At 42.1% G+C, this 17,087-nt stretch carries 19 protein-coding genes and 2 other annotated features; of the genes, 17 read left to right on the top strand and 2 right to left on the bottom strand.

The annotated features are described in order from the left end of the window. Nucleotides 1–42: 42 nt before the first annotated feature. From ACORHT_RS07985 to trpA, 10 genes are all read left to right on the top strand, one after another. On the top strand, nucleotides 43–735 hold the full coding sequence (locus ACORHT_RS07985; RefSeq protein WP_434349978.1) for a sugar transferase: 693 nt from the start codon (nucleotides 43–45) through the stop codon (nucleotides 733–735). Between the two features lie 39 nt (nucleotides 736–774). Further along, on the top strand, nucleotides 775–2,001 hold the full coding sequence (locus ACORHT_RS07980) for a DegT/DnrJ/EryC1/StrS family aminotransferase (RefSeq protein WP_434349977.1): 1,227 nt from the start codon (nucleotides 775–777) through the stop codon (nucleotides 1,999–2,001). Nucleotides 2,002–2,061: 60 nt separating this feature from the next. Continuing rightward, nucleotides 2,062–2,293: a binding site (T-box leader), on the top strand. Between the two features lie 266 nt (nucleotides 2,294–2,559). Then, entirely contained in the window at nucleotides 2,560–3,738 is a 1,179-nt protein-coding gene (gene trpB / locus ACORHT_RS07975; protein ID WP_434349976.1) for a tryptophan synthase subunit beta, read from the top strand. Then, nucleotides 3,735–3,960, top strand: a binding site (T-box leader). It overlaps the preceding gene by 4 nt. Before the next feature lie 71 nt (nucleotides 3,961–4,031). Further along, the gene (trpE, locus tag ACORHT_RS07970; protein WP_434349975.1) at nucleotides 4,032–5,393 is read left to right on the top strand and encodes an anthranilate synthase component I; all 1,362 of its coding nucleotides are present in this window, start codon (nucleotides 4,032–4,034) and stop codon (nucleotides 5,391–5,393) included. Then, entirely contained in the window at nucleotides 5,390–5,956 is a 567-nt protein-coding gene (locus tag ACORHT_RS07965; RefSeq protein ID WP_414265745.1) for an aminodeoxychorismate/anthranilate synthase component II, read from the top strand. The genes trpE and ACORHT_RS07965 overlap by 4 nt, the downstream gene beginning before the upstream one ends. 10 nt (nucleotides 5,957–5,966) lie before the next feature. Then, nucleotides 5,967–6,971 carry an anthranilate phosphoribosyltransferase gene (gene trpD, locus ACORHT_RS07960; protein WP_434349974.1) on the top strand — a complete coding sequence of 335 codons (1,005 nt, stop codon included), beginning with the start codon at nucleotides 5,967–5,969 and terminating at the stop codon, nucleotides 6,969–6,971. Next, nucleotides 6,968–7,735 carry an indole-3-glycerol phosphate synthase TrpC gene (trpC, locus tag ACORHT_RS07955; RefSeq protein WP_434349973.1) on the top strand — a complete coding sequence of 256 codons (768 nt, stop codon included), beginning with the start codon at nucleotides 6,968–6,970 and terminating at the stop codon, nucleotides 7,733–7,735. Before trpD ends, trpC begins: the two co-directional genes overlap by 4 nt. Then, entirely contained in the window at nucleotides 7,722–8,321 is a 600-nt protein-coding gene (locus tag ACORHT_RS07950; RefSeq protein ID WP_434349972.1) for a phosphoribosylanthranilate isomerase, read from the top strand. The genes trpC and ACORHT_RS07950 overlap by 14 nt, the downstream gene beginning before the upstream one ends. Then, complete coding sequence (gene trpB / locus ACORHT_RS07945) at nucleotides 8,299–9,522, top strand: tryptophan synthase subunit beta (protein WP_434349971.1); 1,224 nt, start codon at nucleotides 8,299–8,301, stop codon at nucleotides 9,520–9,522. The genes ACORHT_RS07950 and trpB (ACORHT_RS07945) overlap by 23 nt, the downstream gene beginning before the upstream one ends. Then, nucleotides 9,515–10,297: a tryptophan synthase subunit alpha gene (gene trpA, locus ACORHT_RS07940; protein ID WP_434349970.1), complete on the top strand. Its 783-nt coding sequence runs from the start codon at nucleotides 9,515–9,517 to the stop codon at nucleotides 10,295–10,297. Before trpB (ACORHT_RS07945) ends, trpA begins: the two co-directional genes overlap by 8 nt. Here trpA and ACORHT_RS07935 read toward each other — a convergent pair. Then, entirely contained in the window at nucleotides 10,266–10,928 is a 663-nt protein-coding gene (locus ACORHT_RS07935; protein WP_434349969.1) for a prepilin peptidase, read from the bottom strand. The two genes, trpA and ACORHT_RS07935, sit on opposite strands and share 32 nt — an antisense overlap. A 70-nt stretch (nucleotides 10,929–10,998) precedes the next feature. Between ACORHT_RS07935 and ACORHT_RS07930 the strand changes: the two genes are divergently transcribed. From ACORHT_RS07930 to ACORHT_RS07905, 6 genes are all read left to right on the top strand, one after another. Continuing rightward, nucleotides 10,999–11,454 carry a GNAT family N-acetyltransferase gene (locus ACORHT_RS07930; protein ID WP_434349968.1) on the top strand — a complete coding sequence of 152 codons (456 nt, stop codon included), beginning with the start codon at nucleotides 10,999–11,001 and terminating at the stop codon, nucleotides 11,452–11,454. An 85-nt stretch (nucleotides 11,455–11,539) separates the two neighbouring features. Continuing rightward, complete coding sequence (gene truA, locus ACORHT_RS07925; RefSeq protein ID WP_434349967.1) at nucleotides 11,540–12,289, top strand: tRNA pseudouridine(38-40) synthase TruA; 750 nt, start codon at nucleotides 11,540–11,542, stop codon at nucleotides 12,287–12,289. Further along, nucleotides 12,279–13,052: a bifunctional hydroxymethylpyrimidine kinase/phosphomethylpyrimidine kinase gene (locus tag ACORHT_RS07920; protein ID WP_434349966.1), complete on the top strand. Its 774-nt coding sequence runs from the start codon at nucleotides 12,279–12,281 to the stop codon at nucleotides 13,050–13,052. Before truA ends, ACORHT_RS07920 begins: the two co-directional genes overlap by 11 nt. After that, complete coding sequence (locus ACORHT_RS07915; RefSeq protein WP_434349965.1) at nucleotides 13,030–13,497, top strand: ECF transporter S component; 468 nt, start codon at nucleotides 13,030–13,032, stop codon at nucleotides 13,495–13,497. Before ACORHT_RS07920 ends, ACORHT_RS07915 begins: the two co-directional genes overlap by 23 nt. A gap of 50 nt (nucleotides 13,498–13,547) precedes the next feature. Further along, nucleotides 13,548–13,772 (top strand): YqgQ family protein, encoded by a 225-nt coding sequence (locus tag ACORHT_RS07910; protein ID WP_434349964.1) that lies wholly within the window; start codon nucleotides 13,548–13,550, stop codon nucleotides 13,770–13,772. Nucleotides 13,773–13,777: 5 nt separating this feature from the next. Beyond that, nucleotides 13,778–14,161 carry a rhodanese-like domain-containing protein gene (locus tag ACORHT_RS07905; protein ID WP_434349963.1) on the top strand — a complete coding sequence of 128 codons (384 nt, stop codon included), beginning with the start codon at nucleotides 13,778–13,780 and terminating at the stop codon, nucleotides 14,159–14,161. 180 nt (nucleotides 14,162–14,341) lie between these two features. Here ACORHT_RS07905 and ACORHT_RS07900 read toward each other — a convergent pair whose 3' ends face one another. After that, nucleotides 14,342–15,067: a pseudouridine synthase gene (locus tag ACORHT_RS07900; RefSeq protein WP_434349962.1), complete on the bottom strand. Its 726-nt coding sequence runs from the start codon at nucleotides 15,065–15,067 to the stop codon at nucleotides 14,342–14,344. Nucleotides 15,068–15,228: 161 nt separating this feature from the next. Between ACORHT_RS07900 and typA the strand changes: the two genes are divergently transcribed. Then, nucleotides 15,229–17,070 (top strand): translational GTPase TypA, encoded by a 1,842-nt coding sequence (gene typA, locus ACORHT_RS07895; RefSeq protein WP_075229333.1) that lies wholly within the window; start codon nucleotides 15,229–15,231, stop codon nucleotides 17,068–17,070. The last annotated feature ends 17 nt before the right edge of the window (nucleotides 17,071–17,087 follow it).

The raw sequence follows: 17,087 nt of genomic DNA, 5'->3' as shown, positions 1-17,087 counted from the left end.
TGTTAATAAAGATTATATATAAAAAAACAGAGGAGAATGTGCATGCTGAAATGGGATGAACTACCTCAAGAAATGCAATTGAGCGAGGTAAAACCATACTACCAGCTCGTCTCTGGAAGAAAAGGTTCACTGATTTTCAAGCGTTGTCTAGATTTGTTTCTAGCCGTAGTCTTGTTAATCTTGACCTCCCCCTTATTTCTGATTCTAAGCATCTGGATCAAGCTAGATAGCAAGGGTCCAGTTATTTACAAGCAAGTGCGGGTAACCCAGTACAACCGTCATTTCAAAATTTGGAAATTCCGGACTATGGTGACGGATGCTGATAAAAAAGGAAGTCTAGTAACTTCTGCAAATGACAGTCGCATCACTAAAGTTGGAAATTTCATTCGACGTGTTCGTTTGGATGAATTGCCGCAATTGGTCAATGTCCTCAAAGGAGAGATGTCCTTTGTAGGAACACGCCCAGAAGTACCACGCTACACAGAGAAGTATAGCCCTGAAATGATGGCTACCTTGCTCTTACCTGCGGGGATTACTTCCCTTGCCAGCATTAACTATAAGGATGAGGATGCCATCATCAGTCAAATGACTGCAAAAGGTATGACGGTTGACCAGGCCTATGTAGAAAGAGTCCTTCCAGAGAAAATGCACTTTAACCTAGCCTACCTACGTGATTTTAATTTCTTCGGAGATATCAAAATCATGTTTCAGACTGTAGTTGAAGTTTTAAAATAAAGTAGTCACAAGACTGAATACAGTAAAAGGAGTAAATCAATGACAAAGTATAATATTCCATTTTCACCACCCGATATTACCGAAGCTGAAATTGCTGAAGTAGCTGATACCCTTCGTTCTGGTTGGATTACAACAGGTCCAAAGACAAAAGAATTAGAGCGTTGTCTGTCCGCCTATACTCAAACGCCTATGACAGTCTGCCTCAACTCTGCAACAGCAGCTCTTGAATTGATCTTGCGCGTGCTTGAAGTAGGGCCTGGTGACGAAGTCATCGTTCCAGCTATGACCTATACAGCATCATGTAGCGTCATCACTCACGTAGGTGCGACACCAGTGATGGTTGATATCCAAGAAGATACCTTTGAAATGGACTATGACAAGCTTGAGCAAGCAATTACTGAGAAGACTAAGGTTATCATCCCAGTTGAACTTGCAGGGATTATCTGTGACTATGACCGTTTGTTCCAAGTTGTGGAAAAGAAACGTGACTTGTTTGTTGCTTCAACTAAGTGGCAAAAAGCCTTTAACCGTATTGTGATTGTATCTGATAGTGCTCACGCTTTGGGTTCAACCTACAAGGGACAACCAGCCGGTTCAATCGCTGACTTTACATCATTCTCTTTCCACGCAGTCAAGAATTTTACAACTGCAGAAGGGGGAAGTGCCACTTGGAAAGCCAATCCAGCGATTGATGATGAAGAAATGTATAAGGAATTCCAAGTCCTTTCCCTTCATGGTCAAACAAAAGATGCTCTTGCCAAGATGCAACTGGGTTCATGGGAATACGATATCGTAACTCCTGCCTACAAGTGCAATATGACAGATATCATGGCTTCACTTGGTTTGGTACAGTTGGACCGTTATCCTACTTTACTACAGCGTCGTAAGGACATCGTGGAACGCTATGACCGTGGATTTGCAGGAACTCCTATCCATCCATTGACTCATGAGACAGATACTGTTGAATCTTGTCGTCACCTTTACATTACCCATGTAAAAGGTGCGAGCCTCGAAGAGCGCAATCAAATCATTCAAGAATTGGCTAAGGCAGGAATTGCAAGTAATGTTCATTACAAACCGCTTCCGCTTTTGACAGCCTATAAGAATCTTGGCTTTGACATGGCAGACTATCCGCGAGCTTATGCCTTCTTTGTAAACGAGATTACACTACCACTTCACACGAAATTAACGGATGAAGAAGTAGATTATATCATTGAGACTTTTGTCAGAGTTTCTGAAGAAGTTCTTGCTTCTTCAAAAAACTAATAAAAAAAATTAGTAAAAAATGAATGAAAACGGTTGACAAAGAAAAAGCAATAACATATAATTAACTCAACAAATCAGAAAAGTAATTATTTTAGATCTTCAGGGAGCCTGTGGTTGCTGCAAACAGGTGGTTGAAAATAGTGAAATTGGGCTGATTTGAAAAAATGAATTTGAAACAATGAAAATTCGGTAGGCACACCTTACAGTGCAACTTGTTGATAGACAAGGCAGAGATGTAAAGGGGATATTCTCTTTACAATTGAGGTGGTACCGCGTTACGAACGCCCTCACATGGAAATATATTCCGTGTGTGGGCTTTTTCTATCCGTCATTTTGTTTGTCCTTTATTAGGGCGTTAAGTCGCTTTGATGAACTTATACTCAATGAAAAACAAAGAGCAAACTAGGAAACTAGCCGCAGGCTGTACTTGAGTACGGCAAGGCGACGTTGACGTGGTTTGAATTTGATTTTAGAAGAGTATTGAGTTCTATCTATAGATCCTTGTCTACTACTAAAAGCAAATAAAAAGCCGGATTCATACAGAAGGAGAAAAAATTTATGACAACTAAAGGATATTTTGGACAATTTGGTGGTAGTTTTGTACCAGAACCAATTCAGGTTTTGCTAGATGAATTGGAAGTGACTTTTGAAAAATACAAGGATGATCCAGAGTTTTTAGCTGAGTTTCGTCATTACTTGAAGGATTATTCAGGTCGCGAAACACCACTCTATTTTGCTGAAAGCTTGACAGAGCACCTAGGTGGAGCTAAGATTTATCTCAAGCGCGAAGATCTGAATCACCTTGGTTCTCACAAGCTCAACAACGTTTTAGGACAAATCCTTCTAGCAAAACGCATGGGTAAAAAGCGTGTCATTGCTGAGACAGGAGCTGGCCAGCACGGTGTTGCGACAGCTGCAGCTGCGGCCAAATTTGGTATGGCATGTGATGTCTATATGGGGGCAGAAGATGTGGAGCGTCAACGTCTCAATGTCTTCCGTATGGAGATGATGGGAGCAACTGTTCACGCAGTTGAGACAGGAACACGTACTCTAAAGGATGCGGTTGATGCAGCCTTTGGAGCCTGGATGAATGACCTTGAAGCCTTCTACGTTTTAGGTTCTGCTGTGGGACCTCACCCTTATCCAACTATTGTTCACGAATTCCAAAAAGTCATCAGTGAAGAATCACGTCGTCAAATCTTGGAAAAAGAAGGACGACTGCCAGACTACGTTATTGCCTGTGTAGGTGGTGGTTCTAATGCCATCGGTGCCTTTTCACAGTATGTAGCTGATGAAGAAGTCAAATTGGTTGGGGTAGAAGCTGCTGGTCATGGTTTAGATACTGACAAACACGCAGCAACTATGACCAAGGGTAGTGTCGGAATTGTCGATGGAATGAAGACCTATGCAGTCTTTAAGGAAGATGGAGAGCTCGCGCCAGTTTACTCTATTTCAGCAGGTTTGGACTATCCAGGGGTCGGTCCAGAACATGCCTTCTTTAAAGACTCTGGTCGAGTAGAATATGTAGCAGCGACCGACGAAGAAGCTGTCCAAGCCTTGCTTTTATTAAGCAGAACAGAAGGAATTATCCCTGCAATTGAAAGCTCACATGCTATCGCTGAAGCAGTCAAACGCGCACCAAAACTAAGTAAAGATGAGATTATCATCATCAATGTCTCTGGTCGTGGAGACAAGGACGTAGCTGCCATTGCAGACTACCTTGAAGCTAAAAAATAAAAGATGGAAAATATACAGAGATTTCTCTCACAGAGAGCTTGTGGTTGCTGAAAACAAGCAGAGAAAGCTGTAAGGTTGGGTCCATCTAAAATGAGAGAAGAAAACATAATTCTCAAGGGAGTGCCCTTTATCGCACAACCTGTTACAGGAGCTATCTGAGACAGGAATGAGAGATAGGAGAAATCCTATAATTGAGGTGGCACCGCGAATTTCGTCCTCACGCAAGTTATTTTGCGTGGGGATTTTTTGTAGAATCAACACGGAATTTAAGAAGAACTGAAAGGGAAATCACAATGGAACGAATCATTCATGGAGATGTTTTATCACCAATTTTGGCTTATATGCGTTTGAACGGACAACACAAGGTCATACTTGAAAGTATCCCAAGAGAAAAGGAAAATGCTCGTTTTTCTATCTTGACATATAACCCAGTTTTTGAGATTAAGTTTGAGAATGGAGTTCTTTATCAAAATGGTCAGGTGATTGATCGTGATCCTTTGGATTTCCTCTATGAAGTGACTCATAAGAGCCAGCACCATTCAGACCTACCTTTTGGTGGTGGAGCTATTGGCTTTGTTGGCTACGATATGATTTCTCTCTATGAAGAAATTGGCCAACTCCCTGAGGATACGATTGGGACACCAGACATGCATTTCTTCGTATATGAGAGTTATATAGTTTTTGACCACAAGAAAGAAAAAATTCATGTCATCGAGGATGCTCTCTACAGTAATCGTAGCAATGATGAACTAGAAGCAGCTTTAGATCAGGTTTTAGAAGAGTTGAAAATCTCTGCTCCAAATGAATTTGAAGATTTGGACGTTTCTCCACTTCAGTTTAGACCACATATTGCACCTCAGAAATTTGAAGAAATGGTAGAAACAGCTCGCGACTTAATTCGCAATGGAGATATGTTCCAATGCGTGCTTAGTCAGCGCTTCTCCGCAGAGGTAACTGGAAATCCTTTTGACTTCTACAGAAATCTCCGAGTGACCAATCCATCAAATTACCTCTACTTTTATGATTTTGGAGATTATCAAATCATCGGTGCCAGTCCAGAGAGCTTGGTTTCTGTCAAGAATGGCATCGTGACAACCAATCCAATTGCAGGTACACGACCTAGAGGTGCCAATGACGAGGAAGATGCAGCACTTGCAAGTGATCTACTTTCTGATGAAAAGGAAACGGCAGAACACCGAATGTTGGTGGATTTGGGACGAAATGATATCGGTAGAATTGCTGAAACAGCCAGTGTCCAAGTAACCAAGTATATGGAAGTCGAACTTTTCCGCTATGTCATGCATTTGACCAGCGTGGTTAAAGGGCATTTATTACCAGAATTAACTGCCATGGATGCCTTGAAGGCAACACTTCCGGCAGGAACAGTATCGGGAGCACCAAAGATTCGGGCCATGAAACGCATCTATGAACTAGAAACAGAGAAGCGAGGCATATATGCAGGAGCTATCGGTTACTTATCAGCAACTGGAGATATGGATTTTGCCATTGCTATTCGAACCATGATTCTTAAAAATAAAATAGCCTACGTACAGGCTGGTGCAGGAATTGTTTATGATTCCATCGCTCAGAACGAATACCAAGAAACCATTAACAAAGCTAAATCTATGACTAGAATGGGAGAACTAAGACCATGATTTTATTGATTGATAATTATGATTCATTTACCTATAACTTAGCTCAATACATCGGGAATTTCGCAGAAGTTCAGGTTTTGAGAAATGATGACCCACATCTTTATGAACATGCTGAAAAGGCAGATGGATTGGTCTTTTCTCCTGGTCCAGGTTGGCCAGCTGATGCTGGGAAAATGGAAGAAATGATTCGTGATTTTGCAGGTAAGAAACCTATTCTAGGGATTTGTTTGGGGCACCAAGCCATTGCAGAAGTCTTTGGTGGTAAGTTGGGCTTGGCTCCTAAAGTTATGCACGGTAAACAAAGCCAGATTCGATTTGAGACTCCATCAGTTCTCTATCAAGGAATCGAGGACAATCGTCCAGTCATGCGTTACCACAGTATTTTAATTGAAGAGATGCCAGAAGAGTTTGAAGTGACAGCTCGTTCGACAGATGACCAAGCCATTATGGGAATTCAACACAAAAACTTGCCGATTTATGGCTTGCAGTATCATCCAGAAAGTATTGGAACGCCAGATGGTCTATCTTCTATTCAGAATTTTATCGAGAAAGTTGTAAAGTGAGGAACACAAAATGAAAGAAATTATTGAAAAATTAGCCAACTTTGAAGATTTATCAAGTGTTGAAATGACAGATGTGATCGAACGCATCGTGACAGGGCGAGTGACAGAAGCACAAATCGCTTCACTACTTTTAGCTCTTAAAATGAAGGGAGAAACACCTGAAGAAAGAACAGCCCTCGCTCAAGTTATGAGAGGACATGCTCAACACATTCCAACAAACATTCAAGATGCTATGGATAACTGCGGTACAGGTGGAGACAAGTCATTTAGCTTCAACATTTCTACAACTGCAGCCTTTGTCTTAGCAGGTGGAGGAATCCACATGGCCAAACATGGTAATCGTTCAATTTCCTCTAAATCTGGGTCAGCAGATGTCTTGCAAGCTTTGGGAATCAATATTGATCTCAAACCATCACAATTGGGTAAGGTATTTGACCAAACAGGAATCGTCTTTCTCTTTGCCAAAAACATGCACCCAGCTATGAAATACATTATGCCAGCTCGCTTGGAATTGGGAATTCCAACCATCATGAATTTGACAGGTCCGCTCATCCACCCAATGGTTTTGGAAACACAGCTTCTAGGAATCAGTCGTCCTGAACTTCTGGAAAGTACTGCTCAGGTTTTGAAAAACATGGGTCGCAAGCGTGCTATTGTAGTAGCTGGTCCAGAAGGGTTGGATGAAGCTGGTTTGAATGGAACTACCAGCATTGCCCTTCTTGAAAATGGTGAAATTACTTTATCAACCTTTACTCCAGAAGATTTGGGAATGGAAAGCATTGCTATTGAGGACATTCGTGGGGGAAATGCTCATGAGAATGCAGCCATTCTTGTCAGTGTTCTTAATAACGAACCAAGTCCATTCTTGGAAACAACAGTCTTAAATGCAGGTCTCGGATTCTACGCAAATGGGAAAGCAGATAGTATCAAGGACGGAGTTGAATTGGCACGTCAAGTGATTGCCAGTGGTAAGGCCCTTGAAAAACTCAGACTATTACAGGAGTATCAAAGATGAGTCAGGAATTTTTATCACGTATCCTAGAGCAAAAGGCGCGTGAAGTTGAAACGATGGAACGAGAGGAGCTTCAGCCCCTACGTCAAACTTATCGATTGAGTGAATATTTAAAAAATCACCAAGACCGTTTGCAAATCATTGCTGAGGTCAAAAAGGCAAGCCCAAGTCTAGGTGATATCAATCTTGAAGTGGATATCCTACAACAGGCTCAGACTTACGAAGAAAACGGAGCAGTGATGATTTCTGTTTTGACAGATGAGATTTTCTTTAAAGGGCATTTGGATTATCTAAGGGAGATTTCCAGTCAGGTACAGATTCCGACGCTTAACAAGGACTTTATTATCGATGAAAAGCAAATCATTCGTGCTCGCAATGCAGGTGCAACCGTCATCTTGCTCATCGTCGCGGCCTTATCTGAAAAACGACTGAAGGAGCTTTACGACTACGCGACAGATCTTGGTCTAGAAGTTTTGGTGGAAACTCATAATCTTGCTGAACTGGAAGTGGCTCATAGACTTGGAGCTCAAATTATCGGTGTCAACAATCGCAATTTGACAACCTTTGAAGTTGATTTACAGATTAGCGTAGACTTGACACAATACTTCAAGGACGATTGCTTCTACATTTCCGAATCTGCTATTTTTACAGAGGAGGATGCAAAACGTGTTGCACCATACTTTAACGGAATTTTAGTAGGAACAGCTCTCATGCAGGCAGAAGATGTAGCCCAAAGAATCAAGGAGTTGCAGATTGACAAAGGTTAAGATTTGTGGACTATCGACCAAAGAAGCGGTGGAAACAGCCGTTTCAGCAGGAGCCGACTACATCGGTTTTGTCTTTGCACCTAGTAAAAGACAGGTGACCTTGGATCAGGCTGCTGAGCTGGCAAAGCTTATTTCTGCAGATGTCAAAAAGGTTGGTGTATTTGTTTCACCAAGTCGGGCTCAACTGCTAGAAGTCATTGACAAAGTTGGTTTGGACTTGATTCAAGTTCATGGTCAGGTAAGGGATGATTTATTTGAGAATTTGCCTTGTGCCAGTATTCAGGCAGTACAGGTGGATGGAGAGGGACATGTACCCAATTCTCAGACAGACTATCTACTCTTTGATGCCCCTGTGGCAGGGAGTGGCCAGACCTTTGACTGGGGCCAACTGGATACGACAGAACTAGCTCAGCCGTTTTTCATCGCAGGTGGGCTTAAGGAAGACAATGTAGTAAAAGCAATTCAGCACTTTACTCCCTTTGCAGTAGATGTATCAAGCGGAGTAGAAACAGACGGACAAAAAGATTATAAAAAGATTAGAAGATTTATAGAGAGGGTAAAGAATGGCATATCAAGAACCAAATAAAGATGGATTTTACGGAAAATTCGGTGGACGCTTTGTCCCAGAAACATTGATGACAGCAGTTTTGGAGTTGGAGAAGGCCTACCGTGAAAGTCAGGCAGACCCAAGTTTCCAAGAGGAATTAAACCAGCTCTTACGCCAGTATGTAGGACGTGAAACTCCCCTTTACTACGCAAAAAACTTGACCCAGCATATCGGCGGAGCCAAGATTTACCTTAAACGTGAAGACCTCAACCATACAGGCGCCCACAAGATTAACAATGCCTTAGGACAAGTTTTACTGGCTAAACGTATGGGCAAAAAGAAAATAATCGCTGAAACAGGTGCTGGTCAGCACGGTGTGGCAACTGCAACAGCTGCAGCTCTCTTCAACATGGAATGTACTATCTACATGGGTGAGGAAGATGTCAAACGTCAACCTCTCAATGTTTTTCGCATGGAGCTTTTAGGAGCTAAGGTAGAGGCTGTGACAGATGGTTCTCGCGTGCTCAAGGATGCGGTCAATGCAGCCCTTCGTTCATGGGTAGCAAATATCGATGACACCCACTATATCCTTGGTTCTGCCTTGGGACCTCATCCTTTCCCAGAAATTGTTCGTGATTTCCAAAGTGTTATCGGACGAGAAGCTAAACAACAGTACCGTGAATTGACAGGTGAAAATTTACCAGATGCCCTAGTAGCCTGTGTTGGTGGTGGCTCTAATGCAATCGGACTTTTCCATCCATTTGTGGAAGATAAGTCAGTGGCTATGTATGGAGCTGAAGCAGCAGGACTAGGTGTGGATACAGAGCATCATGCAGCAACCTTGACCAAGGGTCGTCCAGGTGTTCTCCACGGTTCTCTCATGGATGTGCTCCAAGATGCCCATGGTCAAATCTTAGAAGCCTTCTCTATCTCAGCAGGTTTGGACTACCCATGTATCGGTCCAGAACATTCACATTACCACGATATCAAACGCGCGTCCTATGTGCCTGTGACAGATGAAGAGGCCTTGGAAGGATTCCAACTCTTGTCTCGTGTGGAAGGAATTATCCCTGCCTTGGAGTCTAGTCACGCTATCGCTTTCGCAGTTAAATTGGCCAAAGAACTTGGACCAGACAAGTCTATGATTGTCTGTCTATCAGGTCGTGGGGACAAGGATGTAGTTCAAGTTAAAGACCGCTTGGAAGCAGACGCAACAAAGAAGGGAGAAGCTCATGCCTAAGACACTAACAGAAAAATTAAACGCTATAAAAGCAGCTGGAAAAGGAATTTTCGTTCCCTATATCATGGCTGGAGACCACGAGAAAGGTTTGGATGGACTAGCTGAAACAATCCACTTTTTAGAAGATTTGAGTGTGTCTGCCATTGAGATAGGAGTTCCTTTCTCAGACCCTGTTGCAGACGGTCCAGTTATCGAAGAAGCAGGCTTGCGTAGTCTAGCTCGCGGAACCTCTACCCAGGCTTTGGTTAAAACTTTGAAAACCATTGAAACAGAGATTCCGCTTGTTATCATGACCTACTTTAACCCCCTCTTTCAGTACGGTGTGGAGAACTTTATCAAAGATTTGGCAGATACAGCGGTTAAGGGCTTGATTATTCCAGACCTGCCCCATGAGCATGCCAACTTTGTAGAGCCCTTTCTAGTAAATACAGACATTGCTTTGATTCCACTAGTTAGTTTGACGACAGGGATTGAGCGCCAAAAAGAACTCATTGAGGGAGCTGAAGGATTTGTCTATGCCGTTGCCATTAACGGGGTGACAGGGAAATCAGGAAATTACCGAGACGACTTGGACAAGCACTTGGCACAATTGCATCAAGTGGCCGATATTCCAGTCTTGACCGGTTTTGGTGTATCCACCCAGGATGATGTAGAACGTTTTAATGCGGTATCAGATGGCGTCATCGTTGGTTCGAAAATTGTTAAAGCTCTAAACGAAGGACAGGTAGCAGAAATCGCTGACTTTATCCGACAAGCAGTAGCTTACCAAAAATAATCACACAAGCAGCCAGCAAGAGGAAAGGCACGAAAGGAAGTCTTTCCTTTTTCTTTAGTAGGAGAAAGGCTAGAATGCCGGTTGTGGAAGCAACTTGAATTACAATCAGAATTTCGGTTAGACTAAAAACAAGGGCACAAGAAGCCAGAAAGAGAAAATCACCTGCTCCTATGCGGATATCGATAAAATGAGCCAAAATTCCAAGGACAAGGAAGAAGACCATGACCAGATTCCAGCCAGAGCAGGCCATTAGGAGCAGATGAAAGAAAATCCAGACCAGTAAGGGATATTCCTGATGACGAAAGTCGTAGATGCCCAAAGTCAAGCCGGCAGTTATCAAGATGACTTGCCCCAAAGTTAAAAATCCCACAGACTCAGCTAGAAAGAGCAGTCCCAAAGACAACTCAAAGAAAGCATACCAGATTGGATAACGAACATTGCAGTAGCGACAACGAAAGCGATGTACTACTTGAGAGACAATCGGAATCAAATCCAAGGGACGTAAGCGAGTATGACAGGAATCGCAGTGACTAGCAGGAAAGATAATAGACTGCTCAGGAAAGCGGTCAATGACAAGACCTAGAAAGGAAGCAATAATAGCTCCTACAAGAAAAAAGTAAAAATGAATCATACTTATTTATTCGGAAAAAATAAGAGAAAGAGTATAATAGTTGGATATAGGAGAAGTTTTAATAGCAAATATGAAAATTCACTTTGAAAAAGACCTTCGGTTAGAAAATGCTCAATTCGTATGCCAATGGTCCAACTCCCTTGGCAAACCCTTTCAAGAACAATGGATGGGAACAATGATTCCTTTTCCCTTGACAACTCAAGTCTTGCAAGATTTGGAAGGAATCTTTTCAATCTTTGATGGACAAGAGTTTGTGGGGCTTATCCAGAAAATCAGGCTAGAAGACAGAAATCTTCATATCGGGAGATTCTTTATCAACCCCCAGAAACAGGGGCAAGGCTTAGGTAGTCAGGCTTTAAGGAGATTTGTTAGTTTGGTCTTTGAAAATGGAGACATAGATAGTATTTCTCTCAATGTCTACGAGGCAAATCAAAGAGCTCAGAAACTTTACCAAAAAGAAGGATTTGAAATCGTTCAAATAGTTGAAGAGCCTGTACGAAAATATAGGATGATAAAATCTAGATAAGAACTAGATTATACTAGAATCTGTCCCCGTACAATTTTTGGTTTTCAAACTTGTTGCAGAGAAATTTTCTTGATAAAATAGATACATGACTAGATATAAAGCAATCATTTCCTATGATGGCTACGCTTTTGCTGGTTTTCAGCGGCAACCACACGCGCGTAGTGTCCAAGAGGAAATTGAAAAAACTTTAACCAAATTAAATAAAGGGCAGGCCATTACCATCCATGGTGCAGGGCGAACGGATAGTGGTGTTCATGCATTAGGTCAGGTTATCCACTTTGACCTTCCCTATCAGATGAATGAGGAAAAGCTTCGCTTCGCTCTCGATACTCAAAGTCCTGAAGACATCGATGTGATTTCGATTGAGATTGTGGCTGATGATTTTCATTGCCGTTATGCCAAGCACAGCAAGACCTATGAGTTTATCGTGGATAGAGGGCGTCCTAAAAATCCTATGAGACGTCATTATGCCACCCACTATCCCTACCCACTGGATGTGGAACGCATGCAAAAGGCTGTGAAGAAATTAGAAGGAACCCATGATTTTACTGGTTTTACTGCTGCCGGGACCAGTGTGGAGGACAAGGTAAGAACGATCACGGAAGCCAGTCTTAGGGTTGACGAGACCGGTCAATTTTTGACCTTTACTTTCTCTGGCAATGGCTTCCTCTATAAGCAGATTCGAAATATGGTCGGGACCTTGCTGAAAATTGGTAATAACAGAATGCCGATAGAGCAGATTGACCTGATTTTGGAGAAAAAAGACAGACAGTTGGCAGGTCCAACTGCAGCACCTAATGGTTTGTATTTGAAGGAGATTCGTTATGAAGAATAATCGTATTTTAGCACTTTCAGGAAATGATATTTTTAGTGGTGGTGGACTAGCCGCTGACCTTGCTACCTATACTTTAAATGGTCTTCATGGTTTTGTGGCTATGACCTGCTTGACTGCCTTAACGGAAAATGGATTTGAGGTCTTTCCGACAGATGAGACTATTTTCCAACAACAGCTAGATAGTCTCAAGAGCGTAGACTTTGGAGGGATTAAGATTGGCCTCTTACCGACTGTCGGTGTTGCTGAGAAAGCTCTCAACTTTATCAAGGAGCGTGCAGGAGTTCCAGTGGTCTTAGACCCAGTTCTCGTTTGTAAGGAAACGCACGACGTTGCTGTCAGTGAGCTCTGTCAAGAGTTGATTCGCTTTTTCCCTTATGTGACTGTCATTACTCCTAACCTTCCTGAGGCAGAATTGCTTGCAGATCAAAAGATTGAAAGTCTGGAGGATATGAAAGCTGCAGCTCAGAAATTACATGACTTAGGAGCGCCAGCAGTCATTATCAAGGGAGGAAATCGCCTCAGTCAGGATAAGGCTGTGGATGTCTTTTATGATGGAGAGAATTTCACTGTTCTTGAAAACCCAGTTATCCAAGGACAAAATGCAGGTGCAGGATGTACCTTTGCATCAAGCATTGCTAGCCAGCTAGTCAAGGGAGAAGAACTCTTACCAGCAGTAGAAAGTTCTAAAGCCTTTGTTTACCGTGCCATTGCACAAGCAGATCAATATGGAGTCAGACAATATGAAGCAAACCAAAACAACTAAAATCGCCCTATTATCTATACTTACTGCTCTATCAGTAGTTTTAGGTTATATTGTAAAAATCCCAACTCAAACAGGAATCTTAACTCTTTTAGATGCTGGTATCTTCTTCACCGCTTTTTATTATGGTCGCCGGGAAGGAGCCGTTGTCGGAGGGCTAGGAGGTTTCATTATTGACTTGATTTCAGGTTATCCTCATTGGATGTTCTTCAGCTTGCTTTTCCATGGCTTGCAGGGTTACTTTGCAGGTTTTAAAGGGAAATGGCAATGGCTTGGATTAGTTTTGGCAACTTTTATCATGGTAGCCGGTTATGCATGTGCGACTTCTTGGATGAAAGGTTGGGGTGTAGCTCTGACAGATATTCCTCACAATTTGTTGCAGAATTTTGTTGGAATGATTGTTGGGTATCTTCTCCATCAGAGTATTAAGAAAATTAGTAAGCAGTAAAAAGGGAATCTTCCTCTGAACTATTGAAAAAACTCTGATTTTTTGCTAGAATGAAAGCTATGAAAACACTCTACGATGTGCAACAATTTCTCAAACAGTTTGGTATTGTTGTCTATATGGGCAAACGTCTTTATGACATTGAACTAATGAAGATAGAACTTTCTCGTATCTATGATGCAGGCTTGATGGATAAGCTGGATTATCTTGAAGCAGAATCTGTTTTGCGTAGAGAGCACAAACTAGAATTAGATTATTTAGAAAAAAATGGAGATTAGGTATTATGGTAACTTGGGTATTATGGGGACTTATTGTAGCGATGTTGGCTTGGATGGGATACAACTATCTTCGTATTCATCGTGCTGCAAAAATTGTTGACAATGCAGAGTTTGAGTCTCTGATTCGTACCGGTCAGTTGATTGACTTGCGTGATCCAGCAGAGTTCCACAAAAAACACATCCTCGGAGCTCGTAATATTCCTTCAAATCAATTGAAGACAAGTCTTGCAGCTCTTCGAAAGGATAAACCTGTCCTTCTCTATGAAAACCAACGTGCGCAACGTGTGACAAATGCAGCCCTTTTCTTGAAAAAACAAGGTTTCTCAGAAATTTATATCCTTTCTTACGGATTGGATTCTTGGACAGGGAAAGTAAAAGTTGAAAAATAAGAAATGGCGGTGGGACAGAAATCGATAGATAAAGTCTCGATTTCGTAGTCCCAGCCCCGCGAGGATGATTAGGAGCTTTTTGGAGTCTAAAAGACGAACAAAAAGTTCAATCAGCAACCGCGTCAAAGTTTGATTGCTAATAAAAAGTGAGGTCGGGATCTTTTGTCCCAACCTCATTTTTTAACCACTTTTTCTAAGAAAGTCACGAATAATTGCCAATTCTTGTGAGTTTAGATGTCGATAGTCACCTTCTTGAAGATTGTCATCAAGACTCCAAGGGCCAAAATGGTTGCGTTTTAGGGCAGTGACCTTGACACCAACAGAGAGGAACATTTTTTTAACCTGATGGAACTTGCCCTCCGAGATAGTGATGGTGGCTTTGCTGACGGCTGGACTTGAAGACAGAATCTCAAGTTGAGCGGGTTTACAAACAGTTCCATCAAGAAAGATAATCCCATCTCTAAACTGCTGGATGTGGTCAGATGTGAGTGGTCCATTGACCTCAACTTGGTAAGTTTTATCCACATGATATTGAGGGTGGAGGAGCTGAAAACCTAGAGGACCATTATCTGTTAAAAGGAGGAGTCCTGTCGTATCTCGATCCAGACGACCGATGGCGTAGAGTTGCTCTGACTGGTGATGTTTAGGCAGTAGATCCATGACAGTAGTTAGTAACTTATCCTTGCTTGCAGTCACGACTCCATTTGGTTTGTGGAGCATGAGGTAGGTGTGTTCATACCCTTGAATTCTTTTGCCTTGGAAAATCAGTTCTTGCAGTCCTGTATCAACATTCTGTGAAAGGGAAGAAGCTACTTGTCCATCTACTAAGATTTCTTTTTTCAAGAGAGCTTGTTTCATGCCCTTACGGCTGATTTTTTCTTGGGCTAATAATCTATCTAAACGCATACCAGCCTATCTTATCATAAGTTGATTCTTTTGAAAAGAAAAGGTAAGCAAAGAAAATTTTTTTGAAAACATTTACACTTGCTTGAGTTAAGTCATTTGCCTAAAATTGTGGTATAATCGTTCAGTTAGAAAATAAATTTTTGAATATAACAGAGGAAAACATGACAAAATTAAGAGAAGATATCCGTAACGTAGCCATTATTGCCCACGTTGACCACGGAAAAACAACCCTTGTTGATGAATTGTTGAAACAATCTTCAACTCTTGATGCTCGTACAGAACTAGCTGAACGTGCTATGGACTCAAACGATATCGAAAAAGAGCGTGGAATTACCATCCTTGCTAAGAATACAGCGGTTGCTTATAACGGCACGCGCATCAACATCATGGACACACCAGGACACGCGGACTTCGGTGGAGAAGTTGAACGTATCATGAAAATGGTTGACGGTGTTGTCTTGGTAGTGGATTCTTATGAAGGAACAATGCCCCAAACTCGTTTCGTATTGAAAAAAGCTTTGGAACAAGACCTTGTCCCAATCGTTGTTATCAACAAAATTGACAAACCATCAGCTCGTCCAGCAGAAGTTGTAGATGAAGTTTTGGAACTCTTTATCGAGCTTGGTGCAGATGATGACCAACTTGATTTCCCAGTAGTGTATGCTTCAGCTATCAACGGAACATCTTCCTTGTCAGATGATCCAGCTGACCAGGAAGCAACAATGGCGCCAATCTTTGATACCATCATCGAACACATTCCTGCGCCAGTTGATAACTCTGATGAGCCCCTTCAATTCCAAGTGTCACTTTTGGACTATAATGACTTCGTAGGACGTATCGGTATCGGACGTATCTTCCGTGGTACAGTTAAGGTTGGTGACCAAGTTACCCTTTCTAAACTTGACGGTACAACTAAAAACTTCCGAGTTACAAAACTCTTTGGTTTCTTTGGTTTGGAACGTCGTGAAATCCAAGAAGCTAAGGCTGGTGACTTGATTGCCGTATCAGGTATGGAAGACATCTTCGTTGGGGAAACAATCACTCCAACAGATGCAGTTGAAGCTCTTCCAGTTCTTCACATCGACGAACCTACTCTTCAAATGACCTTCTTGGTTAATAACTCACCATTTGCTGGTCGTGAAGGTAAATGGGTCACTTCCCGTAAGGTTGAAGAGCGCCTTCAAGCTGAGTTGCAAACAGACGTATCTCTTCGTGTTGAACCAACAGACTCACCAGATAAATGGACTGTTTCAGGACGTGGAGAATTGCACTTGTCAATTCTTATCGAAACCATGCGTCGTGAGGGTTATGAACTTCAAGTATCTCGTCCAGAAGTTATCGTAAAAGAAATCGACGGTGTTAAATGTGAACCATTTGAACGTGTTCAAATCGACACTCCAGAAGAATACCAAGGATCTGTTATCCAAAGTCTTTCTGAGCGTAAGGGTGAAATGTTGGATATGATCTCAACCGGAAACGGTCAAACTCGTTTGGTCTTCCTTGTTCCTGCACGTGGTTTGATTGGTTACTCAACTGAGTTCTTGTCAATGACTCGTGGTTATGGTATCATGAACCACACCTTTGACCAATACTTGCCTTTGATTCCAGGTGAAATTGGTGGTCGTCACCGTGGTGCCCTTGTTTCTATCGATGCTGGTAAGGCTACAACTTACTCAATCATGTCTATCGAAGAACGTGGTACTATCTTTGTCAACCCAGGTACTGAGGTTTACGAAGGAATGATCATCGGTGAAAACTCTCGTGAAAATGACTTGACAGTTAATATCACTAAAGCGAAACAAATGACCAACGTTCGTTCAGCTACCAAGGACCAAACAGCAGTTATTAAGACACCTCGTATCTTGACTCTTGAAGAATCACTTGAGTTCTTGAACGACGACGAGTACATGGAAGTAACGCCTGAGTCTATCCGTTTGCGTAAACAAATCCTTAACAAGGCAGAGCGTGAGAAAGCAAACAAAAAGAAAAAGTCAGCTGAATAAAAGCTAGAAAGAGCAGA

Source organism: Streptococcus sp. KHUD_014 (assembly GCF_051106275.1).
Classification (GTDB): Bacteria; Bacillota; Bacilli; order Lactobacillales; family Streptococcaceae; genus Streptococcus.
The sequence above is the reverse complement of the archived record's forward strand: the minus strand, read 5'-3'. Positions and strand labels throughout refer to the sequence as shown.